General features: G+C 27.5%; 3 protein-coding genes. 1 reads left to right on the top strand and 2 read right to left on the bottom strand.

The window, feature by feature from the left end:
* Positions 1 to 153: 153 nt before the first annotated feature.
* Entirely contained in the window at positions 154 to 615 is a 462-nt protein-coding gene (locus MN581_RS09940; protein ID WP_241699700.1) for a helix-turn-helix transcriptional regulator, read from the bottom strand.
* A 196-nt stretch (positions 616 to 811) separates the two neighbouring features.
* Here MN581_RS09940 and MN581_RS09935 point away from each other — a divergent pair, with 196 nt between their 5' ends.
* Positions 812 to 1,366, top strand: coding sequence for a DUF6434 domain-containing protein (locus MN581_RS09935; RefSeq protein WP_241699699.1), 555 nt, complete (start codon positions 812 to 814; stop codon positions 1,364 to 1,366).
* Positions 1,367 to 1,523: 157 nt separating this feature from the next.
* Here the strand turns inward: MN581_RS09935 and MN581_RS09930 are convergent, their stop codons facing one another.
* Positions 1,524 to 2,156: a pentapeptide repeat-containing protein gene (locus MN581_RS09930; RefSeq protein ID WP_118251267.1), complete on the bottom strand. Its 633-nt coding sequence runs from the start codon at positions 2,154 to 2,156 to the stop codon at positions 1,524 to 1,526.
* Positions 2,157 to 3,268 lie beyond the last annotated feature (1,112 nt).

The following is a 3,268-nucleotide window of genomic DNA, read 5'->3' as shown; positions in this document are numbered from 1 at the left end:
AAAAAAAAAGCCCTAACCACTCGCAATGGTTGGGGCTTTTGTGCTATGAAACTTGCACTCGAAACTTCTAACGTTTTCGCACCTTTATTATATCATGGTTTTAAATTTCAATCAAAATACATAATTGCTTAACATAAATCAAATTATACTAAGTTAATTTGATTTTTTATTTTTAGGAAAGATGTAGAAGTAGAATACACAGGTAATAATAATTGCAGGAGGTACTGAGATACTTAGAATTCTAAGTATCGTTGTTCCAAGTAATTCTATTTGTTTGGAAATAGCTAAATCAAAAATCTGACTGTGTTCTTGAGTAAAAGAAAAAACGACCATTGTTACAAAAAATATAAGACAAAAACTTACTAGACCATATTTAACACTTGATTTTAGTTCATTTGTATCGTCTGCTTGTTCTTCTAATAATAAAGTTTCTAAAGATATCCCTAATACATCAGACAATTTAAGCATATTTCTTTTACTAGGATAAGTTTCCCCAAGCTCCCATTTTGAAATTGTTTTATCACTGACATCTAGCTTTTCAGCTAAGTCACTTTGAGTTAAATTATTATTTGTTCTATACTCTTTTAATTTAATTGCTAAAATTGTTTCTTTCATTTTTAACACTCCTTATTCTTTTTTATAAATATATTTTGTCAGTTTTTTTCTGATTTTGACAGGAAGTTTAAAAAAAGAGAGTGAAATATACTAAAATATATTTTAAAAAGTGATATTAGTTTACATAATGTAAGATTATACGAAGTCTATTTTTTGTACCATGATATAATAAAAAAAAAAATGGAGGAATTTTGATGTGAATAGACCTGAATTAGTTCGAGGGATAAATCCAGAAACATTTAGAGAATACTATTACTTGAAAGAAGAGTTAGTAAATTTTTGTAGATTAGAAGGTATTCCTACAGCAGGAAACAAAAAAGATTTAACAGAAAGAATTTATTGCTATATAAGTTCTGGTGAAGTAAAAAATATTAAGAAAAAAACAAAATCTAATATCCCCAAAAGTATAACAGTAAATACAGTCATTGAAGAAAATATTACATGTTCAGAGGTACATAGAGAATTTTTCAAAAGTGAACTAGGAAAACAGTTTAAATTCAAAGTGGCATTTCAAAAATGGTTAAAAAATAATGCTGGTAAAAAATATTCAGAAGCAATAAAAGTTTACCCAGAAATTGCATCAAAAAAAACAGAAAAAATTGATTCTCAGTTTGAATATAATACTTACATCAGAGATTTCTTTTTAGAAAATCCAGATTTAACTTTAAAAGATGCAATTAAATGCTGGAAGCTAAAAAAAAGCAAGCCTGGTCATAATCAATATGAAAAAAAAGATTTAAAAGTTATTTAACTTACTGGTTACCATAATCAATTGTTATACGAATAATAAGGCTCTCAGAATTAGTTCTGAGAGCCTTTAGCTTAATCTAGAGTAAATATATCTATTTTATTTAGAGTTTGTCAGAGTTAACATAAATCGCGTTATACTTAGTCTAAAGAGTAGTTTGCTACTTTATTTTAACTTTCAGAAGGTCTCTTGCTAATATTAGTGCTTGGTGTTCATTTACGATACTACCAGAAATTGTTTCAATACTTAATGGTAAATGAGTAAAATGACAAGTGCTGATGTCTACTTTTTTTAAAAGAGTTCCTGTGAGATTCATACTATCTAGTTTACAACTGTCAAATGTGGTTTTCACCATCTTTGCATCTATCAAGTCAGTATTAGTTAGATTACAATCGGAGAAAGAAACTTCTTTGAAATTAGCACTTGATAAATTAACCATTTCCATGTTATTTTCTAAAAATAAATTTGTATTTATATAGGCTTCGGAAATATCTAAGCCTAACATCTTACAATTGATAAATTCACATTTGTACAATACCGATTCTGATAAGACTGTATTTGAAAAATCACAATTTTTAAATATACAGTTAGTAAATTCAGCTTTAACAAAATTATTTCCACTTAATTCACAGTGTTCGATTATACTATCTTCAATAAATAATTTTTCAATACATTGATCACTTATTATCTCATTTTCTATCAAGGCATTTTCTAAAAAAAAATCCTCAAAGTCATAAATATCGAAAAAACTCATTTTTTTTAAATTAATACTATCAATTTTAACTATAGACATTTTTAATCACTCCCATTAGAAATATTAAATATGCTTTAGTATATCAACTTAAATATTCCTTGTATTAAATTAAAATGAGTAGTTTAAAGGCTATTTATGCAAGGAATAGTTAAAAAAAAAATTTGAAAACCTCTCAATCATCGAGTGATAACCTAAAATAGTTTAATTCTAATTGAATTTTTATAATTGAATAAAAATATTATGTCGAATGAACTATTTTCAGTTATCTAATCTATTGCTTAACATAATCTCGCTTTTAAGAAGTAGCAGCAACCACAAGGGATTCAATAACCAACATTGTGAATCCCAACTGGTCTACCTCAAAATGAAAAAAAGAAGCCCTAGAAATAAGGCTTCTTTTTTTGGCGAGATAGTGAAACGCAATCAAGACATTTTTTGATGGGGGTTATTTTTTGGTTGATTGATTAGATGAAAAAAAATAAAAAAGATGTCACCAAGTAAAACAAAAAACGAAAAAAATTTTTTAAAAGTCTGCGAACAAAAAGAAAAAAAGAGAGAGGAACATTTTTTTTTTTTGAAAAACAAGGGGTGTGACAAATTGGAAAAGAATCACGTGTGTTGAAAAAAGTTTGGCAAAAAAAATCAAAAAGTGATCAGACTAAAAATCAATTGTTGCCAAAAAATCAATAAGGCAAGCAACGGGTTTGGCATGCCACTCCCCAAAATTGACAATTGTTTAGCTTGTTAGGTGGCACCTAAGACCGCAAAAAAAGAAAAGAATTCTATCAGTATGTGTAGAATTCTTTTCTTTTTTTTGTCGCGCTGCTCGATATTTTTTTGAATTCAAAAAGTAATTTTCTGATTAACGGAATTCTCTTTTTAAATGATTTAAACTGTTTTTTCTAATGGTTTCTTTTTCAACTTTTCCAAATTCTTTTTATTTCTGAATGTAAAAATGTAACTCATGTGTGTCGATTTTTAAATCTAAAACGTCATTTCCTTTGACTTATTTTTTTATAGATGGGTCATTCAATCATTCGTCATCTTACTTTTGGCCAATTTTACGTCTAAAGAGCATAAGGGAAACTGCCAACAGGCAAGCTGTTGGGTTGATAGTATCAACGTTTCCGATATAACATGATTTTTTCTCG

The sequence above is a fragment of the Vagococcus sp. CY53-2 genome, from assembly GCF_022604695.1.
Classification (GTDB): domain Bacteria; phylum Bacillota; class Bacilli; order Lactobacillales; family Vagococcaceae; genus Vagococcus.
The sequence above is the reverse complement of the archived record's forward strand: the minus strand, read 5'-3'. Positions and strand labels throughout refer to the sequence as shown.

Excerpts from the sequence above, each read along its gene's own strand:
- MN581_RS09930 (WP_118251267.1), bottom strand. The coding sequence starts at position 2,156 with ATGTCTATAGTTAAAATTGATAGTATTAATTTAAAAAAAATGAGTTTT.
- MN581_RS09940 (WP_241699700.1), bottom strand. The coding sequence starts at position 615 with ATGAAAGAAACAATTTTAGCAATTAAATTAAAAGAGTATAGAACAAAT.